This is a genomic window from Vibrio sp. DNB22_10_4, assembly GCF_052879755.1.
Map to the genome: position 1 here is coordinate 163,231 of NZ_JBNNXW010000007.1, position 22,191 is coordinate 185,421.

16 protein-coding genes are annotated in these 22,191 nt (G+C 47.4%); 10 read left to right on the forward strand and 6 right to left on the reverse strand.

The window, feature by feature from the left end:
- Positions 1 to 234 precede the first annotated feature (234 nt).
- Both ACVA6Q_RS16750 and gltB read right to left on the reverse strand, forming a co-directional pair.
- Positions 235 to 1,704, reverse strand: a complete 1,470-nt coding sequence (locus ACVA6Q_RS16750; protein WP_446648230.1) for a glutamate synthase subunit beta — start codon at positions 1,702 to 1,704, stop codon at positions 235 to 237.
- A complete protein-coding gene (gene gltB / locus ACVA6Q_RS16755; protein WP_446648231.1) occupies positions 1,704 to 6,251 on the reverse strand; it encodes a glutamate synthase large subunit in 4,548 nt (1,515 codons plus the stop codon). The genes ACVA6Q_RS16750 and gltB overlap by 1 nt, the downstream gene beginning before the upstream one ends.
- Positions 6,252 to 6,776: 525 nt before the next feature.
- Between gltB and ACVA6Q_RS16760 the strand changes: the two genes are divergently transcribed.
- The 3 genes from ACVA6Q_RS16760 to ACVA6Q_RS16770 all read left to right on the forward strand — a co-directional run bounded on the left by ACVA6Q_RS16760 (position 6,777) and on the right by ACVA6Q_RS16770 (position 10,599).
- Complete coding sequence (locus ACVA6Q_RS16760) at positions 6,777 to 7,715, forward strand: TIGR01212 family radical SAM protein (RefSeq protein WP_446648232.1); 939 nt, start codon at positions 6,777 to 6,779, stop codon at positions 7,713 to 7,715.
- A gap of 68 nt (positions 7,716 to 7,783) precedes the next feature.
- The gene (gene arcB, locus ACVA6Q_RS16765; protein ID WP_446648233.1) at positions 7,784 to 10,135 is read left to right on the forward strand and encodes an aerobic respiration two-component sensor histidine kinase ArcB; all 2,352 of its coding nucleotides are present in this window, start codon (positions 7,784 to 7,786) and stop codon (positions 10,133 to 10,135) included.
- The gene (locus ACVA6Q_RS16770) at positions 10,132 to 10,599 is read left to right on the forward strand and encodes a hypothetical protein (protein ID WP_418641740.1); all 468 of its coding nucleotides are present in this window, start codon (positions 10,132 to 10,134) and stop codon (positions 10,597 to 10,599) included. Before arcB ends, ACVA6Q_RS16770 begins: the two co-directional genes overlap by 4 nt.
- A gap of 80 nt (positions 10,600 to 10,679) precedes the next feature.
- Here the strand turns inward: ACVA6Q_RS16770 and arcA are convergent, their stop codons facing one another.
- Positions 10,680 to 11,396, reverse strand: coding sequence for a two-component system response regulator ArcA (gene arcA / locus ACVA6Q_RS16775; RefSeq protein ID WP_112459845.1), 717 nt, complete (start codon positions 11,394 to 11,396; stop codon positions 10,680 to 10,682).
- A gap of 329 nt (positions 11,397 to 11,725) precedes the next feature.
- Here arcA and ACVA6Q_RS16780 point away from each other — a divergent pair, with 329 nt between their 5' ends.
- Positions 11,726 to 12,118 carry a DUF3293 domain-containing protein gene (locus ACVA6Q_RS16780; RefSeq protein ID WP_446648234.1) on the forward strand — a complete coding sequence of 131 codons (393 nt, stop codon included), beginning with the start codon at positions 11,726 to 11,728 and terminating at the stop codon, positions 12,116 to 12,118.
- A 95-nt stretch (positions 12,119 to 12,213) separates the two neighbouring features.
- Positions 12,214 to 12,696, forward strand: coding sequence for a putative 4-hydroxy-4-methyl-2-oxoglutarate aldolase (locus ACVA6Q_RS16785; RefSeq protein ID WP_353497881.1), 483 nt, complete (start codon positions 12,214 to 12,216; stop codon positions 12,694 to 12,696).
- 35 nt (positions 12,697 to 12,731) lie between these two features.
- On the opposite strand, the gene ACVA6Q_RS16790 is transcribed toward ACVA6Q_RS16785, so the two are convergent.
- Entirely contained in the window at positions 12,732 to 13,220 is a 489-nt protein-coding gene (locus ACVA6Q_RS16790; protein ID WP_353497882.1) for a ribonuclease regulator, read from the reverse strand.
- A gap of 421 nt (positions 13,221 to 13,641) precedes the next feature.
- On the opposite strand from ACVA6Q_RS16790, the gene thrA reads away from it, so the two are divergent.
- The 4 genes from thrA to ACVA6Q_RS16810 all read left to right on the forward strand — a co-directional run bounded on the left by thrA (position 13,642) and on the right by ACVA6Q_RS16810 (position 19,338).
- The gene (gene thrA, locus ACVA6Q_RS16795) at positions 13,642 to 16,101 is read left to right on the forward strand and encodes a bifunctional aspartate kinase/homoserine dehydrogenase I (RefSeq protein WP_353497883.1); all 2,460 of its coding nucleotides are present in this window, start codon (positions 13,642 to 13,644) and stop codon (positions 16,099 to 16,101) included.
- Position 16,102: 1 nt separating this feature from the next.
- Positions 16,103 to 17,065 (forward strand): homoserine kinase, encoded by a 963-nt coding sequence (gene thrB, locus ACVA6Q_RS16800; RefSeq protein ID WP_446648235.1) that lies wholly within the window; start codon positions 16,103 to 16,105, stop codon positions 17,063 to 17,065.
- Complete coding sequence (thrC, locus tag ACVA6Q_RS16805; protein WP_446648236.1) at positions 17,062 to 18,342, forward strand: threonine synthase; 1,281 nt, start codon at positions 17,062 to 17,064, stop codon at positions 18,340 to 18,342. Before thrB ends, thrC begins: the two co-directional genes overlap by 4 nt.
- Before the next feature lie 165 nt (positions 18,343 to 18,507).
- A complete protein-coding gene (locus ACVA6Q_RS16810; protein WP_446648237.1) occupies positions 18,508 to 19,338 on the forward strand; it encodes an arylamine N-acetyltransferase family protein in 831 nt (276 codons plus the stop codon).
- A gap of 120 nt (positions 19,339 to 19,458) precedes the next feature.
- Here the strand turns inward: ACVA6Q_RS16810 and ACVA6Q_RS16815 are convergent, their stop codons facing one another.
- Positions 19,459 to 19,887 (reverse strand): GNAT family N-acetyltransferase, encoded by a 429-nt coding sequence (locus ACVA6Q_RS16815; RefSeq protein ID WP_446648238.1) that lies wholly within the window; start codon positions 19,885 to 19,887, stop codon positions 19,459 to 19,461.
- A gap of 169 nt (positions 19,888 to 20,056) precedes the next feature.
- Positions 20,057 to 21,541 (reverse strand): carbon starvation CstA family protein, encoded by a 1,485-nt coding sequence (locus tag ACVA6Q_RS16820; RefSeq protein WP_446648239.1) that lies wholly within the window; start codon positions 21,539 to 21,541, stop codon positions 20,057 to 20,059.
- 278 nt (positions 21,542 to 21,819) lie between these two features.
- Between ACVA6Q_RS16820 and ACVA6Q_RS16825 the strand changes: the two genes are divergently transcribed.
- Positions 21,820 to 22,173, forward strand: a complete 354-nt coding sequence (locus ACVA6Q_RS16825; protein ID WP_446648240.1) for a DUF2799 domain-containing protein — start codon at positions 21,820 to 21,822, stop codon at positions 22,171 to 22,173.
- Positions 22,174 to 22,191: the final 18 nt, after the last annotated feature.

Here is a 22,191-nt window from a genome sequence, read left to right on the forward strand (position 1 = left end):
GAAATTTGTTGTGTATGTCTCGAAAAAACAAACAAATAATCTAGTTACTTTACAGTCGGTTGCTGTGTAAAAGGAGAGAAGGTTAACAAGTTGCGCGTGATTTATGGGTGTCGCCCGTCAATGATGTGCTTTTGCCTAGGCTGAGTTATAGATAGAAAAAAGGCCAGCATAAAGCTGGCCAAATTAGGAAGGAATGCTGTTAGTTACTTATCCGCGTAACTAGACAGTCTACCTTTAAGCGGAAAGCATCAACGAGTTGGCTTTCGCTTCTAGGTTAGTGTTGCCCATTAGGTATTCATCGATAGCACGCGCACACTCACGGCCTTCGTTGATACAGCGTACAACCAGAGACTGGCCAGTACGCATGTCACCTGCGGCAAATACACCTTGTTGGTTAGTTTGGAAGTTCTCTGCAGCAACGTTGCCACGCTCATCCAGTTTGATGTCAAGCTGAGCCAGCACACCGGTAGGTTCTGGGTGTAGGAAGCCCATTGCTAGGAACGCCATGTCACATGGGATCACACGTTCAGAGCCGGCTACTTCTTCAAACCCAGGACGCTCACCTGGAGCGGCATCTTGCCAAACGATATCAGCGATACGAAGACCCGTTACTTGACCTTCATCGTTACCGATAAACTCTTTGGTTAGGATGTTCCAATGACGATCACAGCCTTCTTCGTGAGAAGTTGTGGTCTTCATGATCATTGGGTATTGCGGCCAAGGCATGTTAGCTGGACGCTTCTCTGGCGGAATTGGCATGATTTCTACCTGAGTGACGCTTGCTGCTTTATGACGGTTAGAAGTACCTACACAGTCAGAGCCAGTATCACCACCACCGATGACCACAACATGCTTATCTTTCGCGTGGATCTCTTCACCTTTCAGATCCATGTCGTTAGCACGGCGGTTGTTTTGCGCTAGGAATTCCATCGCAAAGTGAACGCCGTTCAGCTCACGTCCTGGAACCGGTAGGTCGCGAGGTACAGTAGAGCCACCGGTTAGCAGCACAACATCAAACTCTTGACGAAGCTGCGCAGCGTTTACATCAACACCGATGTGTTGGTTAACCTTGAACTCAACGCCCGCTTCAGCCATTAGGTTGATCTTACGGTCAATGATATCCATGCCTAATTTGAAGTCAGGAATACCAAAGCGCAATAGCCCACCGACTTTCTCATCGCGTTCAAACACTGTCACTGAGTGACCAGCGCTGTTTAGCTGCTCAGCCGCAGACAGGCCCGCAGGACCTGAACCAATGATAGCCACCGTTTTACCCGTACGAGAGCGAGGCGTTTTTGGTTTCGCATAGCCTTCACGGTAAGCCGTTTCAACGATCGTCTTCTCAATGTTACAGATAGTGATTGGGTCTTGGTTAATACCAAGTACACAGGCACTTTCACACGGAGCAGGACACACACGACCTGTAAACTCTGGGAAGTTGTTTGTTGTGCTTAGGATGCGCCAAGCTTCTTCCCAGCTGTCACGATACACGGCATCGTTAAACTCAGGGATGATGTTGCCGATAGGGCAACCGTTGTGACAGAAAGGTACGCCACAATCCATACAACGAGAAGCCTGAGTATTGATCTTATCGCCAAACTCTTCGTTAAGAACGAACTCTTTGTTGTCTTCAATACGAACTGCTGGGTCTAGCTTCCCTGGAAGCTCGCGACCATGTTCTAAAAATCCAGTAGGCTTACCCATTATACTGCCTCCACTTCTTCCGTTTGAGCTTGCTCAGCTTCTGCTTTGCGCTTTAGTAGCACCGCTTTGTAGTCGCGTGGCATCACTTTCACTAGCGATGCAATGCTGGCTTCAAAGTTGTCTAAGAACGACTGAGCGACTTCACTTCCTGTGAACTCCACATGCTTAGTTAGCATGTCTAGTAGTAGTTCGCGATCTTCTTGTTCGATTGGGTCTAGGTCGACCAATTCTGGGTTTAGCTTGGTTTCAAAGTCACCGGCTTTATCCCAAACATACGCCACACCACCACTCATGCCGGCAGCAAAGTTACGACCTGTTGAGCCTAGGATAACCGCCACACCGCCAGTCATGTATTCACAGCCGTGGTCACCCACGCCTTCAACCACAACTTTCGCGCCAGAGTTACGAACACAGAAGCGCTCGCCAGCCATACCGCGGATGTACGATTCACCAGACGTTGCACCGTAGAAACAAACGTTACCAACAACGATGTTGTCTTCAGCAACAATGCTCGATTTCGCATCTGGGTACAGTACTAGCGTACCGCCAGATAAACCTTTACCCCAGTAATCGTTCGCGTCACCTTCTACTTCGAACTTCACGCCCTTAGCAAGGAAAGCACCGAATGACTGACCAGCGCTGCCGTTAAACTTAACGTTCATTGGCTGTGGTAGACCCTGGTCTTTGTAAACTTTAGAGATTTCGTTCGACAGCATGGTACCTGCAGAGCGATCCGTGTTGATGATTGGGAATTCAGCGTTAACGGCTTCACCCTTCTCAAGTGCTGGGATAGCCGCTTGAATCAGCTTACGGTCTAGAACCTCTTCTAGGTTATGGTTTTGCTCTGTTTGGTTGTAAACACCGTCTTCTTCACGTGCCGGTTGAATGTGCAAAACTGGCGATAGGTCTAGGTTCTTGTATTTCCAGTGGCCGATGTCGTCACGGATCTTCAGTTTCTGAGACTGACCAACCATTTCGTCGATAGTGCGGAACCCAAGCTCTGCCATTACTTCACGCAGGCCTTCAGCCATGTATTGGAAGAAGGTGACGACATCTTCTACACGGCCATCAAAGCGCTCACGTAGCGTTTTGTTTTGTGTTGCGATACCGACAGGACAGGTGTTCTTGTGACACTTACGCATCATGATACAGCCTTCAACAACAAGAGCGGCTGTTGCTACACCCCATTCCTCTGCACCTAGCAAGGTCGCAACGGCAAGGTCACGTGGCGTTTTCATCTGACCATCAGATTGAACCACGATACGGTTACGTAGACCATTCTTCAGAAGCGTTTGGTGTGTTTCTGCCAAACCGAGCTCCCAAGGAAGACCAGTGTGGCGAATGGAAGACATTGGTGATGCACCTGTACCACCATCGAAACCTGCAATAAGGACAACGTCCGCTTTCGCTTTCGCTACACCTGAGGCGATAGTACCAACGCCTGCTTCCGATACCAGTTTTACGTTCACGCGACCAGCACGGTTCGCATTCTTTAAGTCGTAGATCAGCTGAGCCAAATCTTCGATTGAGTAGATATCGTGGTGCGGCGGTGGCGAGATTAGACCAACGCCTGGAGTGGAGTGACGAGTCGCACCGATCCAGTCATCGACTTTATCACCTGGTAGCTGACCACCTTCGCCCGGTTTTGCACCCTGTGCCATCTTGATCTGAATTTCTTCAGAGTTGGTTAGGTAGTAAGAGGTAACACCAAAGCGACCTGATGCAACCTGCTTGATCGCAGAGCGTTCCCAATCGCCGTTTTCTTTACGTTCGAAACGAGTTGGGTCTTCACCACCTTCGCCTGAGTTCGACTTAGCGCCAATGCGGTTCATCGCTACAGCAAGAGTAGAGTGAGCTTCGTACGAGATAGAGCCGAACGACATTGCACCCGTTGCAAAACGCTTAAGGATGCTTTCAATTGGCTCAACTTCCTCTAGAGGGATTGAACCTGCTGGGTTCTTAACAAAGTCTAGCTGGCTACGCAGTGTTGCAGCGTTGTCGCCTTGGTCATCAACCGCTTTCGCGTATTGCTTAAACTGAGCGTAATTTTTGCTGCGAGTCGACTCTTGCAGTAGCGAGATAGTTTCTGGGTTAAACAGGTGTTTCTCACCACGTTGTTTCCACTGGTAAACACCACCGACATCAAGAACTTGTACTGGGATCTCACGCGTTGGGAAGCCAACACGGTGACGGATCAGTACTTCTTTCGCGATGTCATCAATGGTTAGACCTTGAATACGAGAAACCGTGCCAGTGAAGTATTTTTCAACCACAGACTTGCTTACGCCAAGTGCCTCGAAGATCTGTGCACCGTGGTAAGACTGCAGCGTTGAGATACCCATCTTCGAGAAGATCTTCAGAAGACCGCCGTTGATAGACTTACGGTAGTTCTCGAACAACTCAGAGATGCTAGCTTCTGGATCAAGCTTCTTAGTGCGCTGTAGCTCTACCATAGTTTCGATAACTAGGTATGGGTTCACTGCGTTCGCGCCGTAGCCCACTAGTGTTGCAAAGTGGTGCGTTTCACGTGCGTCGCCCGTTTCAACCACGATGTCACACTTAGCACGCAAGCCTTTACGGATTAGGTGGTGGTGAACTGCGCCAACCGCCAGCATCGCTGGGATAGCGGCGTGGTTAGAGTTCACGGCACGGTCCGTTAGTAAGATGATTGAGTAACCATCGATAACCGCGTCTTCCGCGTATTGGCAGATACGTTTTAGGGCGCGCTCTAGCTTGCCTTCGTCTTCGCTTGCTTGGAATACGATATCCAGTGTCTTCGCTTGTAGGTGCTCATTGTCGATAGCACGCAGTTTCTCAAGCTCTGAGTTAGACAGAACTGGAGACTCAAGCTCAACTTTTTGGCAGTGCTCTGGCGATTCTGCCAATAGGTTCTGATCTTTACCTAGGTAAGTGTTCAGAGACATAACCATACGCTCACGAATCGGGTCGATTGGTGGGTTGGTTACCTGAGCAAACAGCTGCTTAAAGTAGTTAGATAGATGTTGTGACTGGTGCGAAAGGATCGCTAGTGGCCAGTCGGCACCCATTGCAGAAAGTGGCTCTTTGCCATCTTTTGCCATAGGCACAATGATTTCGTTTACTTCTTCTGAGCTGACACCAAACGCTTGCTGTTTGTGCAGTAGCTTCTCTGGAGAAGGTTGGCTGAATTCGTTGCTCGCATCTGGAAGCTTCTTCAGGCTTAGTAGGTTCTCTTCCACCCATTTCTGGTATGGCTGAGCACTTGCGATGCCATCTTTCACTTCTTCATCAGAGATGATACGACCTTGCTCTAGGTCAGCAACGAAGATACGACCTGGCTGTAGACGACCACGGAACTCAACGTTCTCTGGCTCAATGTCGACAACACCAGATTCGGACGCCATGACTAGGAAGTCATCTTTGGTCACGGTATAACGTGATGGACGCAGGCCGTTACGGTCAAGCGTTGCACCTACCTGAACACCGTCAGTGAAACAGACCGATGCAGGGCCATCCCATGGTTCCATCACATTCGCGTGGTACTGGTAGAACGCACGACGGGTTGGATCCATGTTTTTGTTTTCTTGCCACGCTTCAGGAATCATCATCATTAGCGCGTGTGGCAGGCTACGACCAGACAGAACTAGGAGCTCAAGTGCCATATCGAAGTTTGATGAATCCGAGCTACCTTCTTGACAGATAGGAAGCAGCATGTCGATTTCTGCTTGTGTGAACAAGTCAGATTCGATGATAGCTTCACGCGCCTTCATCCAGTTCAAGTTACCGCGAACTGTGTTGATTTCACCGTTGTGGGCAATGTAACGGAAAGGCTGCGCTAGGCGCCATCTTGGGAAAGTATTGGTAGAGAAACGAGAGTGAACCAGCGCAAGTGCTGTCACCATCGTTGGATTTTGTAGATCTAAGAAGTACTGAGGTACTTGCTCTGTCGTCAACTGACCTTTATACACCAAAGTCTTGTAAGACATCGAGTTGATGTAGAAGTCATCACCGATGTTTGACACGCTTTCTAGACATACACGAACCGTGTAGTTACGAAGGACGTAAAGCTTGCGTTCAAGCTCTTCCGGTGTGCAGCCAGGGCCGCCCGTTACGAATACGTGTTCAAATTGAGGCTCTGTGCTTAGTGGATCAGCACCAATCATAGAGTTGTCGGTTGGCAGCACGCGGTAGCCAATCACTTCTAGATCTAGGCGCTGTGCATTGCGCTCTAGGATGTCACGACATTGTGCGCGTTTGTGTTCGTCTTTAGGGAACAACACAACACCTACACCGTATTTCTCAAACGATGGCAGTTTAATGCCAAGCTTCACGGTCTCTTCTAGCAAAAATTCGTGTGGCTTTTGAAGTAGGATACCTGCACCGTCACCGCTGCATGGGTCACAACCTTGACCGCCACGGTGCTCCATTCGCGCTAGCATATCCAGGGCTTGAGTCACTACATCGTGAGATTTACGGTTTTTTAGGTGAGCAACAAAACCGATACCACAAGCGTCATGCTCCAATTCAGGAGTATACAGACCTTGTGTATTCTGCTCTCTATCTACCATAGATACTTCCTTCCAGTTAAATCTAGACGCAATTAGAGTGTGTGATTGCGTCTTGTCCTTTGTAATTTTGATTCTTGACTGCCAGAGGGGGCAGTGTTCGAGTCCATTCTGCATCTCGCAGGAAAAGTGTCGCGAGAAAAACATTCCGTGGTGATATTCAATGTCTTCATTCCACAATCTAGTGAAATCTGTTGGTGGGAGTAGAATATCGACCCTAATCTACCAATTCGTACTGTAATAAAAACGGCAAATACAGCAGAATTGTGTAAGTATCCTACAATTTTGTCCTCGTTAATTCCAACGAAACTTACGTCTGTTACACATTTTTTTTATCTTGTTTTGAATATGTTTTATAACATCGGTGCAACATTTCGGGTTTTTTGCTTGTTTTTCTGCATATTTATTGATTTTGATTAAGAGTGTTTAAAACGCTGATTGCTACTCTTCATGGTTTTCTTTTGCAGGGATGTAATTTAGTTTCACAAATTAGAGTGAGATTCATTCTTATTAGTAGGTTTTTTGAACATGCAATTACATGAGTTAGTGAATACCATCGGCCAAGATCTGCAGCGTCGATATGGAGAAAAGGTTCACAAGCTAACCCTGCACGGCGGCTTTAGCTGCCCAAACCGCGATGGCACTATTGGCCGTGGTGGTTGTACATTCTGCAACGTGGCCTCTTTCGCAAGTGAGGAGACCCAGATCCAATCGATCAACGAACAGCTCACCGATCGCGCGGGTGAAGTGAAGCGTGCTAAGAAGTATCTGGCCTACTTTCAGGCTTACACCAGTACCTATGCCGAAGTTCAAGTGCTGAAAAACATGTACGAAGAAGCGCTCAAATACGCGGATATCGTTGGTTTGTGTGTGGGAACCCGCCCAGACTGTGTGCCAGATTCGGTGTTAGAGCTACTTGCCGGTTATGTTGAGCAAGGCTATGAGATTTGGCTCGAGCTAGGTCTGCAGACAGCGAACGATCAAACCTTAAAACGCATTAATCGTGGTCACGATTTTGCGGTTTATGATGAAATCACCAAGCGCGCTCGCGCTCTAGGTATTAAAGTGTGCACGCATTTGATTGTCGGTCTGCCGAACGAAATCAAGCAAGATAATCTACAGACGCTAGAAAAGGTACTGGAAACCGGTACCGATGGCATCAAGCTGCATGGGCTTCATATTGTTGAGGGTAGCACCATGGCAAAGGCTTGGCGTGCAGGACGCCTAGAGGCACCAACTTTAGAGTTCTACTTAGATGTTGCCAGTGAGATGATTCGCAGAACGCCGGCCGAGATTGTTTATCACCGCGTTTCTTCCTCAGCAAGACGACCAACGCTGCTCTCACCATTATGGTGTGAAAACCGTTGGCTGGCGATGACCGAACTTGGCAGAACTCTAACGGCAGAAGGCGCTCAGGGAGCACTGACCGAGAATCCGTTTACTTATCACAAACCTGTTCTCAAATAATTCGCCTTCCGTGTGCAAACTTGGGCTTAGTGATAGACTTAGCCCAGTTGTAACGCACGGAGTGCTGAATGAAACCCATCAAAAATCTCGCGCAATACTATGTCGACCTATTGGTGAAACTCGGTATTGTGCGCTTCTCTATTATATTGGCGCTAGCTCTTGTCGCCTTGGCCGTTGTGGTTCAGGTTGGCATTACCTTGGTACTCAATGGACGCGTTGATGATATCGACATTGTTCGCTCGGTGTTCTTTGGACTATTGATCACCCCTTGGGCGGTCTATTTCCTGTCAGTTGTGGTCGATCAGCTTGAAGAATCTCGTCAGCGTCTCGCTAAGATGGTGTCTAAGCTCAAGGAGATGCGCTCACGCGACCAAGATCTTAACCATAAACTTCAGCAAAACATTCGTAAGCTCAACCAAGAGATTGAAGAGCGTCAAAAAGCGGAAGAGGCTCGTGAAGAAGCGATGAAAGATCTCGAGAACGAAGTCTTTCAACGTGAACGTACCCAGCTTGAACTTGCGGAACGAACCGCGCTGCTGCGCTCGTTCATCGATGCATCACCAGACCTTATTTACTACCGCAATGCAGAAGGTGTGTTCTCTGGCTGTAACAAGGCAATGGAGGAGCTTACCGGTCGTAAAGAGCAAGACTTGGTCGGCCTAACTCCATGGGATGTCTATTCAGAAGAAGTCGCTAAACAAGTCGTGGAAACCGACCACAAGGTGATGGGTGATAATCAGGCACTGACGTATGAGCAGTGGCTGGAATACCCTGATGGCAAAAAATGCTTCTATGAGCTTCGTAAAGTGCCGTTCTACAGTAAGGATGGTCGCCATCTCGGGCTGGTGGGCTTTGGCCGTGATATCACCGAGCGTAAACGCCATGCTGAGTCATTAGAAAAGGCGAGCAGAGACAAGACCACATTTATCTCAACCATCAGTCACGAGCTGCGCACACCGCTCAACGGCATTGTTGGCCTAAGCCGCATGCTCCTAGATGGGCAGTTGGATGGTGAGCAGCGCAAGCAGCTGCAAACGATTAACGTCAGCGCCATCACTCTTGGTCATATCTTTAACGATATTATCGACATGGATAAGTTTGATAGACGCAAGCTTGAGCTATTCCCAGAGCCGTTGAACTTTGAAGATTTTGTCGCAGAGCTAGAGAGTATCTCAGGCTTGATGGCGGAGCAAAAAGGGCTGCGTTTCGACCTTGAGAGGCTTACCGACCTGCCGGAAGGCGTCGTCGTTGATGCAACGCGTCTACGTCAGGTAATTTGGAACTTGGTGAGCAATGCCATGAAGTTCACTAAGCAGGGCGGAGTGGTAATGACCATCAGCGCGGATATCGAGGATGGCCGCGCGTACATTACGATCGAAATTGAAGATACCGGTATCGGCATTCCGCAAAAAGAGCTCGATAAAATTTTTGCTATGTACTACCAGGTGAAGTCGGGCAAAGACAACCTGCACGCGGTTGGTACTGGTATTGGCCTTGCGGTATCGAAACAGCTTATCCAAATGATGGATGGCGACATTACGGTCGATAGTGAAGAGGGCTTTGGCAGTACGTTCACTGTGACCATCAATGTTCCATGTGCCGATGAAATGCAGCTTGCACCGGTTGAGGTGAAGCGACAAGGTAGCCTGCGTATTTTCTTGCTGGAAGATATTGAACTTAACATAACCGTCGCACGTTCTTTGCTAGAGAGCCTTGGTCATAGCGTCGAAGTTGTCATGACGGGTGAAGAAGCGTTAGCGAACTTTAATCCAGCAAGTTTTGATTTAGCGCTGCTGGATATTCAGCTTCCAGATATGACGGGTTTCGATGTCGCCCAGGAGCTAAGATCGCGTTATTCTGAGGTACCACCGCTTGTGGCACTCACAGCCAATGTGCTCAAAGATAAGCAGGAGTACCTGACAAACGGCATGGATGATGCCATTAGTAAACCGCTCAGCGTGAAAGCGCTCACAGAAGTGATTAACAAATGTCACGGTGACGACACCTTGCAAGAGCCGCAACCAGAGGAAAAAGAAGTGGAAACGAATATCAACAGTGAAGTATTTAATCGCTTACTCGATCTGGACATGCTGGAGTCGTATGTCGATATTGTTGGCAGTGCACCCGTACTCGATAGCATCACAATGTTTGAGCAGATGATGCCAGACTATATCGATATCCTCGACTCAAATATGACGGCCAAAGATCAGCCTGGTATCGCCTCTGAAGCGCATAAGATAAAAGGCGCGGCAGGGTCGATTGGTCTTAAGCGTATTCAGTCGATTGCTCAAAAAGCACAGTCCCCAGAGCTTCCAGCTTGGTGGGAGAATATCGAAGATTGGGTTGAAGAGATCAAAAACGAGTATCAGAATGATATTCAGATACTAAAATCGTGGTTGGAAAGTAGGGAATCAAAATGAAAAAAATAGTCTCAGCGGTCGCACTTTCTATCGCTCTTATTGGTTGTGCGTCATCACCAACAGGAAATGCTATCTGGGCATCCAGCGATACTGTCATGGTTGAAAAAGAAGCGGTGCGTTTAGAGTCGACGCTTTGGATTGATATGATGCCCAAAGTAGGGGAAACGTCGGCGCTGTTAAAAGAGCAAAATCTCTATGGGGCGCTCTATCTGCGTACCGATAAGCAGCTGCCTGCTGGGATGGACGTGAGTAAAGTCGTACTTAAGCAGGACGACATGGTATGGGAATTTGAAGGTGATGATTTTGAGTTGAGAACTCAATCAGAAAGTCAATGGGAAGTGGCGTTCAACTGGCAGCTTGAAGTCAACATCACCAAGCCTATCGATGTGGCGGTGCAGCTAACCGATAGTGGCCGCGAAATCTGGGTAGTCAACGGTGAAGTGCCAGTGGATACCGTGTACTAAGCTTTGCTTGTGAATAGTCAGAGAAAAACAAAAAGGGACGCGAATGCGTCCCTTTTCCATATTCAATAATCGATGGTCGATTACTCTTCTAGATCACCACAGAAGCGGTAACCTTCACCGTGAATCGTAGCGATGATTTCTGGTGTACCAGATACTGATTCAAAGTGCTTACGAATACGACGAATAGTTACGTCTACAGTGCGGTCATGTGGCTTAAGCTCACGACCAGTCATCTTCTTAAGAAGGTCGGCACGAGTTTGGATCTTGCCTGGGTTCTCACAGAAGTGCAGCAGTGCACGGAACTCAGAGCGTGGCAGCTTATAGCTGTCGCCGCTTGGGCTAACGAGTGAACGGCTGTTGATATCTAGAACCCAACCATTGAACTCGTATTTTTCAACGCTGCGTTTTTCTTCTGTCGCTGCGCCGCTGCTCATAGAGCGAGTCAGTAGGTTGCGTGCACGGATAGTCAGTTCACGTGGGTTAAATGGTTTAGTGATGTAATCATCAGCACCAATCTCTAGGCCAAGGATTTTATCAACTTCGTTGTCACGACCAGTTAGGAACATAAGAGCAACGTTAGCTTGCTCACGTAGTTCACGTGCTAGCAGTAGACCATTCTTACCAGGAAGGTTGATATCCATGATAACTAGGTTTACAGAGTTTTCTGACATCACCTGGTGCATTTCCTGACCGTCGCTGGCCTCGAATACAGCGTATCCTTCTGCTTCAAAAATGCTTTTTAGGGTGTTACGGGTTACTTGCTCATCTTCAACAATAAGAATCTGCGGGCTTTGCATCGGCGGTACCTAAATTAAACTTGTGAAAATTCTGTCTGTAGTAGAATAAATTCTAGGCAAAAAGTTAACATATAGGTAATGTTTCTTGGAGCTTTTACTCACCATCACTGAAACAGTTACGTTTTACGTCGCCATCCATGATGTTGCCAAAAAACGAGAAATCCCTGTAATCTCTTATTATTCTGCTAGGTCATTGAGGCGAATTCTATAATGTTAACAGCATGCTAACAATGGTCAAATGTTAATTCCATGCAGTTTGTTGATTTAAATCAATAGGCGCTTTGTAACAAATATTAATAGTATTGGGCAGAGGCTAAATTTTAGATAGTATGAGTATCGATGCACAACTTTGGAGTGCTTATTCAAGCATTGTGATGCGGTTTCTCACTGAGTGGGAATGCGAGAGCTACGCTGTTATAACGGCTTTTAACCCACGAAGCCGTAAGCTGAGTGATGAAGAAAACTGCATAAAAAACCGAGAGCTAGAACAAAATTTAGCAGATTTTCATCATGTAAGTGTAAACGTTGGTGACCCCAGCTTTGAGTGGGTGGAAGCGAGTTTTGCAGTGGACATCTCGTTTTCACAAGCGTGTGAGTTAGCGCAAAAATATGAGCAAAATGCCATCTACTGGGTCGAAAATGGTGTACTGTTTCTGGTCTCCTGTGATGAAGACCAGACGAAAAAAAATTTAGGCTTGCTGAGTCAGTACGTGCGTCAATGACCGTTTGGCTGGGCAAGTGAAAAGGGATTTTACTTTAATGCTCTCTAAAGGTGCGGCTATTTTTGCGTCTATTGAGCTATTATCACGGAGGAAACATGAGAGATATCACACCTGATATTTGTGACCAACACGAAGACAAAGTGATGCTGCTGAACATACCACTGCAAAACTTTGGTCAACGCGCTGCCTTTTGGGGCGAGATTGTCACGGTACGTTGTTACCACGACAATTCCATGGTGCGAGAAGTGTTAGGCCACGATGGAAAAGGGAAAGTACTCTTTGTTGATGGGAATGGCTCATGTGCGAAAGCGCTTTTGGGCGACCAGTTGGCGATCATGGCCATTGAGAATGGCTGGGAAGGCGTCATTGTTAATGGTGCAATTCGCGATGTTGCCGCAATGTCGGAGATGGATCTTGGGGTGAAAGCACTCGCAGCGTGTCCATTTAAGACGGAAAAGCGCGGAGCTGGGCAAATCAATGTCACACTGACCATGAACAATCAAATTGTTCAGCCTGGTCACTATGTGTATTCAGATTGGAATGGCGTGCTAATCAGTAAAGAAGCACTGGAATTTTAGTTTGTGAGCGATAACCGCAGTATCTAGATACTCAACTAAAAACGGAAACCTAGGCCGACTTCGACCCCTTGCTGGACCTTTTCAAAGTCAAAGGTGGCGTGAACGTCTAGGTTTTCTGTTAGCCTCATTCGGCTGGAAATCTCGGCCGCCATCGCACCTTGTGTTTCATTATTCTCTTCGTACTGATACCCGCGTAGCGTACTCTTCACAGAGATACGATCAGACACTTGATAGTTCACACCACTTAAAAAACCACGATCATTGGTGATGTCTGAATTGTTGAGACGGGCACCAATGTAAACATCTAGAGAATCAAACACGGCATAAGAATACCCACTATCAACGTTCCAAACATCAAATGAGTCTGCACCGCCGGATTTACTGCCGGAAGACAAGAAAAAGCTGTGGGGTGACTGGTTATGCTGAGAGGGAAGCGCTGGAAGCTCAACAGAGAGTGCAGAGGCGCTGAACAACAAACCACTAAAAAACAATAACGCTGAGGCGTATAAAGACACTGCTCTCATGGCACCACTCCTTGGTTATAGTTTTTATAGTTTATTGATTTCTAATTAAAGCACAGAATCTAAGCAAAAAGTTGTAAAACTATATAGCATTTAGTTATGTCTAAAGATCTCAAGTGCATATAAATGCAATAGTGGCTATTTTCATGGTTTTAAGAAAAAATCACATGATAAGCAACAAAAGAACAAATTTTGATTGACTAATCGCCAACAAATGCGGTACACGTATGGGTAAGCACATAACAGAATCTGAAGCACGACCTATTATGTTTAATCACCAGCACGTAGTAATGACCACCACCATTATTATTACCGACATTATCGTTGGGGCAGGCTGGTAGACGAAAGAAATTCAAAAACAAGGCCTGTATCACCGAGATACGGGCCTTTTTTTTACCTGTTTTGAGTATTTCGGGAGGAAAGGATGCGAGTACTAAAATTTGGAGGCTCATCGTTAGCCGATGCGGACCGTTTTTTAAGAGCGGCGGACATCATCGCCAACAATGCCCAGCAAGAAGACTTAGCCGTGGTGCTATCAGCACCAGGTAAAACGACCAACAAACTAGTAGCAGTCATTGAAACTGCACTCAAGAACAGTGAAGTTGAACTGCAAATCTCTGAACTAGAGACGTCATTCAATGAGTTGTTCTCCAACATTAAGAAAGTCCTCCCGAATATCGACAGCACAGATTTTGACAATCAAGTCAAAACATCGCTGTTCCAGCTTCACCAGTTCGTCCATGGCATTCGCCTTCTTGGCACTTGTCCAGATCATGTTAATGCTCGCATCATATCTAAAGGTGAGCGCATTTCTATCCAGTTGATGAAAGCGGTGCTTATCGCGAAAGGCCAAGCGGCGGATCTTATCGACCCTGTGAAATACCTGTTTGCCAACGGCGACCACCTAGAAGCCATGGTTGACGTTGAAGTGTCGACTCAAAACTTCCGAGCGAATCCGCTTGCTGAGGGTGTTGTACACATCATGCCAGGTTTCACTGCAGGCAATGCTAAAGGCGAGTTAGTGACGTTAGGTCGTAATGGCTCGGACTACTCAGCAGCGGTACTAGCCGCATGCTTGCGTGCTGATTGCTGTGAAATCTGGACCGATGTCGATGGTGTTTACAACTGTGACCCTCGACTGGTTGACGATGCGCGCCTTCTTAAATCGCTTAGCTATCAAGAAGCGATGGAGCTCTCTTACTTCGGTGCTTCGGTACTTCACCCGAAAACTATTGCCCCAATTGCTCAGTTCCATATCCCTTGTCTTATCAAGAACTCCTTTAACCCACAGGGTGCGGGTACTTTGATCGGCCAAGACACTGGCGAAGACAACTTGCCAATTAAAGGTATCACCACGCTTTCTAACCTCATCATGGTTAACGTATCTGGCCCTGGTATGAAAGGCATGGTAGGTATGGCAAGCCGCGTATTTGGTGCGATGTCATCAGCGGGTGTGTCGATTGTTCTTATTACTCAATCTTCATCAGAGTACAGCATCAGCTTCTGTATTGAAGAGGAAGACAAGCTAGAAGCTGAGCGTGCGCTTAGTGAAGCATTCGAACTTGAGTTGAAAAACGGTCTACTTGAGCCAGTAGAGTTTATGGATGATGTTGCGATTGTGACGCTTGTGGGTGACGGTATGCGCACTTCTCGTGGCGTCGCATCTCAGTTCTTCTCATCACTTGCTGAAGTAAACGTCAACATTGTGGCTATCGCTCAGGGCTCATCAGAGCGCGCGATTTCAGCGGTTATTCCAGAAGATAAGATTTCTGAAGCCATCAAAGCTTGTCACGAAAACCTATTCAATTCTAAGCACTTCTTAGATGTGTTTGTTGTTGGTGTTGGCGGCGTAGGTGGTGAGTTGGTGGATCAAATCCAAAGACAGCAAGCGAAGCTGGCCGAGAAAGGCATCATCATTCGTGTTTGCGGTCTGGCAAACAGCAAAGGTGTATTACTTGATGGTAATGGTTTGCCGCTTGAGCAGTGGCGTGATCGCATGGGTGATGTCAGTGAAAAATTCACCGTCTCTAGCCTAGCTGCACTTGTTCAACGTAATCACATCATTAACCCTGTATTAGTGGACTGTACATCAAGCGAAGATATCGCTAACCAGTATGCTGAGTTCTTAGCTGCAGGTTTCCACGTAGTAACGCCAAACAAGAAAGCGAACACAGCAAGCATGTCATACTACCATCAGCTTCGCGATGTGGCTCGCAGCTCTCGCCGTAAGTTGATGTATGAAACGACAGTGGGTGCAGGTCTGCCAGTTATCGAAAACTTACAGAACCTGATTGCCGCTGGTGACGAACTTGAGAAGTTCAACGGCATCCTGTCTGGCTCTCTATCATTCATCTTCGGTAAGTTGGATGAAGGACTAACACTAAGTCAAGCAACCAATGTTGCGAAAGATAAAGGCTTTACTGAGCCAGACCCACGTGACGATCTCTCGGGTATGGACGTGGCACGTAAGCTACTTATTTTGGCACGTGAAGCGGGTATGGCACTCGAGCTTGAAGATGTAGAAGTTGACCAAGCTCTGCCACCAGGCTTTGATGATTCTGGTTCTATCGATGAGTTCATGGCTCGATTACCAGAAGCTGATGCTTACTTTAGTGAGTTGGTAGAAAACGCAGCTAAAGAAGGCAAAGTATTGCGTTACGTTGGCGAGATCGCTGACGGTAAGTGCCGAGTTCGTATTGCAGCTGTCGATGAAAACGATCCGATGTTTAAGATCAAAGATGGCGAGAACGCACTGGCCTTCTACAGCCGTTACTATCAGCCAATTCCATTGGTTCTTCGCGGCTACGGTGCAGGTACAGAAGTCACGGCCGCGGGCGTGTTCTCTGATGTGATGCGTACGTTAGGCTGGAAACTAGGAGTATAAGATGAGTGATAGCGTTGTCGTTTATGCGCCTGCCTCGATTGGCAATGTGAGCGTTGGCTTTGATGTGTTGGGCGCGGCGGTATCACCTGTTGATGGTACCTTGCTTGGCGATTGTGTTGAGGTGAGACCGGGCGATAAGCCGTTCGATCTTGCGGCCAAAGGCAGTTTTGTTGATAAGCTGCCAAGCGATCCAAAAGAGAACATCGTTTACGATTGTTGGAAGGTTTATGCCCGTGAACTAGACAAAAAAGGTGTGGCACTCAAACCTGTGTACATGACGCTTGAGAAGAACATGCCGATTGGTTCTGGACTAGGTTCAAGCGCCTGTTCTATTGTTGCTGCGCTCGACGCTTTGAACCAGTTCCACGGTAATCCACTGAATGAAACTGAGCTTCTCGCACTAATGGGCGAGATGGAAGGTCAAATTTCTGGTGGCATCCATTATGACAATGTGGCACCTTGCTACCTAGGTGGCGTGCAGTTGATGCTGGAAGAGTTAGGTATCATCAGCCAAGAAGTCCCCTGTTTCGATGAGTGGTACTGGGTTATGGCTTATCCAGGCATCAAGGTGTCAACTGCAGAAGCGCGTGAGATCCTACCATCTCAGTATCGCAGACAAGATATCATTGCCCATGGTCGCCACTTAGCTGGTTTTATCCATGCTTGTCACTCGAATCAACCTGAGTTGGCAGCGAAGATGATCAAAGATGTCATCGCCGAACCTTATCGCGCTAAACTGCTTCCAGGGTTTAGCAAAGCTCGTGAATACGCTGCGAGCGCGGGCGCACTAGCAACAGGAATTTCAGGCAGCGGCCCGACGCTATTTAGCATCTGCAAAGATAAAGATGTCGCGGACAGAGTGGCTCGCTGGCTAGAAGAGAATTACGTACAAAATAACGAAGGATTCGTCCATGTTTGTCGTCTCGACAAGCAAGGCTCGAAGGTAACAGGAAGTAAGCTATGAAGCTGTACAACATCAAAGAGAACGACGAGCAAGTCTCGTTTGGCCAAGCCGTTCGCCAAGGCTTAGGTCGTAACCAAGGTCTATTTTTCCCATCTGAACTGCCAAGGTTCGATGATGTAGACGCACTTTTGGCAGAAGACTTTGTCACGCGTAGTGCAAAAATCTTGTCTGCGCTGATCGGTGATGAGCTTCCAGCAGAAAAAGTGAATGAGTTGGTCGACAATGCATTCCAGTTCCCAGCTCCTATCAATCAGGTAAAAGACGGCGTATACGCGCTTGAGCTTTTCCACGGCCCAACATTAGCGTTTAAAGACTTCGGTGGTCGCTTTATGGCTCAGTCTCTGGCTGCAGTCTCTGATGGTGGAAAGATCACTATCCTAACAGCGACATCCGGCGATACGGGTGCGGCAGTTGCTCATGCGTTTTACGGCATGGAAGACATCAATGTTGTTATCCTTTATCCAAAAGGTAAGATCAGCCCGCTGCAGGAAAAGCTATTCTGTACACTAGGTAAAAACATCCATACTGTAGCGATAGACGGCGACTTCGATGCCTGTCAGGCGTTGGTTAAGCACGCCTTTGACGATGCAGCATTGCGTGAAGAGATTGGCCTTAACTCGGCGAACTCAATCAACATCAGCCGTCTGATGGCGCAAATTTGTTACTACTTCGAAGCGGCATCTCAGATGTCTAAACAACAGCGTGAGAACCTAGTGGTGTCGGTACCAAGTGGTAACTTTGGTAACTTAACGGCAGGTCTATTGGCGAAAGCACTAGGTCTTCCTATCAAACGCTTCATTGCGGCAACCAATGCCAACGATACCGTTCCTCGTTACCTAGAAACAGGCGAGTGGGATCCTAAGCCAACGGTTGCGACAACTTCAAATGCAATGGACGTAAGCCAGCCAAACAACTGGCCACGTATCGAAGAGCTATGCCAAATCAAAGGTTGGGGTCTAGATACGTTAGGTAAAGGCATGGTGACGGATGAGCAAAGTGCTGAGTCAGTGCGTGATCTCAATGCTCATGGCTACCTGTGTGAGCCACACGGCGCGATTGCTTACCGCTTGCTCGACGAGCAACTGCAAGAAGGCGAAACCGGCTTGTTCTTGTGTACTGCTCACCCAGCCAAGTTTAAAGAAGTGGTGGATGATATCCTCGAGTCAGACATCGACCTTCCAGGACCTCTAGCGAAACACGCAGTGATGGAGCTGTTATCTGAAGATCTTGATAACGACTTTGATGCACTGAAAGCCGTATTACGTCGAGTTCAGTAATCAGATTTGTTGGTATCAATGCCCGAGCCTATGCAGCTTGGGCATTTTTTTATCTTCAGTACATGATAAAGAGCGGATAAACCGAATTGAAATCATTGACCTCAGGTTAGGTTGAGGTTTTATGCTTGTGGCCAATCAGCTTAATACCAAACAACAGGAACCCCCATGACACCAAACCAGTTGCAGCAGTACTTAGATAAATTGGATATCACGCTCTGTGGCGTAGATAGCGGTGTGGTGAGAAATACGTTTTTAGCCAGCAATGCCGATTTGAGCAAGCTGCAAAAAGCTCAACACCGCACGATCCCTTTTGAAAACTTTGATGTGTTTGCTGGTGACAGTATCAGTCTCGAATCTGAGGTGAGATTTGAAAAACTTGTCACGCACTCTCGCGGTGGCTACTGCTTTGAGGTCAATGCACTGTTTTTAGAAGTGCTGAAGACTTTGGGTTATCACGTTCAGCCTAAGCTTGCTCGCGTACACCTCTCTGGCACGCCATCGGGACGAAGCCATCAAGTGACGCTGGTGACGGTTAGTGAAGAGCAATGGGTTGTCGATGTCGGCTTTGGTTCGAATACGCCACGTGCGCCCATCAAGTTGGTGGCCAATGTTGAGCAACAGGCGGATTTCCAAGTGTTTCGGTTTATTGAGGTAGAGGACTTTGGCTACCTTTTACAGCGTAGAGTTGAAGAAGGGTGGTTGGATCTGTATAGCTTAGATTTAGTGTTTGCTGCAAGGGGCGACATCGAGCACGCCAATCACTATACATCGACTAGCCCCAATGCGGTGTTTACCCAGTCTATTACGGCGGCACTTGCTACTGCTGAGGGTAATGTGACGCTACTTGATACCACACTTCGTCATCGTCAGGGGGAGCAAGAAACTAAAGTGAGTGAGCTTGATAAACACGGTTATTTTGACGTTGTGGAGCGGGAGTTTGGGATAGTGGTACCTGAAGAAAAGCGAGCACTCATCTTAGCTCGGCTGTATTCATAAGCTGGTCACTGGGAGTGTGCTTTGGTGAGAATCTGTCTTTAAGAGCTGACTGAAGTTAAAAAGGCAAAGGGACACAATGCCCCTTTGTCTTTGATTGTGATTTCGTTGGGATCTTTCCAATTAGCTACTAAGTGTTTTTCGAAGCCCGATACGGCTGTGGCCTTTTGGAAAATCATCAAAGCGTGTGAATTCCACAAATCCCAGTTTTTGATAAAACACTGGCGCTTGCCAGCTTTGAGTCCACAACCAAAGCCCAGATAACTTGCTTTTAATGGCATATTGCTCTGCGTGTTTCATCAGCTTACTGCCCATTCCTGTTCCTCGGCAGCGGTCATCGACCCAAAGTTCATCGATATACATCCAGTCCCAAAGAAGGTCTGCGGTCAATGCAGCAATTAGCTCACCATTGTTATCGCGAACTGTCCAATTGACATGCTGCTTGTCATAGTTTGGCGCTACCTGCATTTGACTATGAGACTCAAGACCAGCAGTGAGCTCAAGTTGTGATTTTTCATCCAGGCGACCTTGGGTGAATTCGATATTTGGCATTGTGCACCTCTACTGCTTTATACGCGGGTAGGAAGATAGTGACCGCAAATAGTACTAGAGTTGATTGGCTTTTCCTATGAGTGTGAAAAAAACCCTCAACAGATGTTGAGGGCTTTAGAGTGTTCAGCTCAAATTTTGAGTTCAGTAGAACTTAGCGTTGAGGGATTACTTACGCCGTCTCTGTTTCGCCGGTCGGTTTATCTTCATCTGCCAGGTCAATATCACCTTTGCCTTTTGATTTCTTAATCACGTAGCCCGCGATAGAAAGTGAAGACACGATACCTAGGATGGTTGATAGCTGCATTGGCAGACCGAAGCCTAGTGTCGCGTTGTTCAGGATGAAGGTGATCACTACCGTTGTCATGAATACCGCTGGTACTGTTGTTACCCAGTGAAGCTTGTTGTGACGCAGCAGGTAAGCCGACGCAGTCCAAAGCATCATTACTGCCGTGGTTTGGTTTGCAAAACCGAAGTAGCGCCAGATAACACCGAAGTCTACTTGAGTTAGGATGCCACCGATAATGAACAGTGGGATAGCCATCATCAGGCGGTTACGCAGTGTCTTCTGCTCCATGTTGAAGTATTCAGCAAGGATAAGACGGCTTGAACGGAACGCTGTGTCACCAGAAGTAATCGGTAGGATAACCACACCTAGGAAGGCAAGCACACCACCAAACACACCCAGTAGACCGAATGACGCGCTGTAAACTACGTTACCAGGACCGCCGTTCTTCACTGCTTCTGCAAGAGAATCGATAGAGCCGAAGAAAGATAGAGCCAGTGCACACCAGATTAGCGCGATAACACCTTCACCAATCATTGCACCGTAGAATACGAAGCGACCGTTCTTTTCATTTTCCATACAGCGAGCCATCAGTGGAGACTGAGTCGCGTGGAAGCCAGAGATAGCACCACAAGCGATGGTGATGAATAGTGCAGGCCAAAGTGGCAAGTCATTCGGGTTCATGTTGGTAAACATGTCACTGATTTCAAAGCCGCCCATGATTTGGTGCTCGCTTGACAGTGCAACCGCAGTGATTAGACCGACAGACATGAAGATCAGCAGTGCGCCGAACAGTGGGTAGAAGCGGCCGATGATTTTATCTACAGGAACAATTGTCGCGATGATGTAGTACGCAAAAATAATCACAACCATAGTGGTCATGCTCATCGACATGTCCATTTGGTCGTTCACTAGGTTAGTAATCATGCCAGCTGGAGCTGAAACGAAAACCACACCAACCAGTAGTAATAGGACGATGGCAAAAATGTTCATAAAGTGTTTGGCGCCATTGCCTAAGTAACGACCGGTTATGGTAGGTACAGATGCACCGCCATTGCGAACAGACAGCATACCTGAGAAGTAATCGTGAACCGCACCTGCGAAGATACAGCCGATAACAATCCAAAGCATTGCTGCAGGACCATATAAAGCACCCATGATTGGGCCGAAGATAGGGCCGACACCTGCGATGTTCAGTAGTTGAACCAAGTAAACTTTCTTGGTCGACATTGGAACGTAATCCACACCGTCAGCTTTCGTATGAGCGGGGGTTTGACGTTTTTCGTTAATACCAAAGACCTTCTCAATGAAAGCCCCGTAGATAAAGTAGCCGCCAATCAAGGCTGCAACACAAGTTAAAAACCACAACATAACTGTTATCCCTAGTTTGTGATGACATTAATTTCTGGTAACCATTATAAAAATGATGAATTGGTTCCACATTGGCTTATTCGGTTAGTGGTGAAATAGCTGATTAAGTGGTCAATAGCTAAGTTAAGTGGTTTTGCTGATAACTAAGCGGTCGAATTTATCGGCTGAGTGGTAGAATAAAAGCGTGAAGTGGGTCACTTTCACTGTTTGAGAGTGGCAAAACTGCGTGAGAACTGGCATTGTTACCGGCAGATATTTATCGATCATAAAGGGAAATCATGAGAGCGCTAATCATCGTTGCGACCAGCTTACTGGCATTCGGCTGTGCTAAAGGTGTGGACGATCTTGCCCAAGAAGGGAGCTGGGATCAGATCGGCTATCAAGATGGCGTGAGAGGTCAGCTATCGCGCAGTTACTCGGATTTGAATAAGCTCGGTGAAGCGGTGCACTCTGAGTATGATGCGGGTTATCAGCGCGGTGTTATCGAATTTTGTGATGCCGACTTTGCATACCAAATTGGTTTGTCAGGACAATACTATACGGGTGCGTGTGAAGGTCTGCCTGAAGCGCAGCGTTTTCGAATGGAGTGGCAACGAGGCTGGACGGATTACTCTCAGCAAAGTGGCTTTTAATAGCGCCTCTCGATCGCA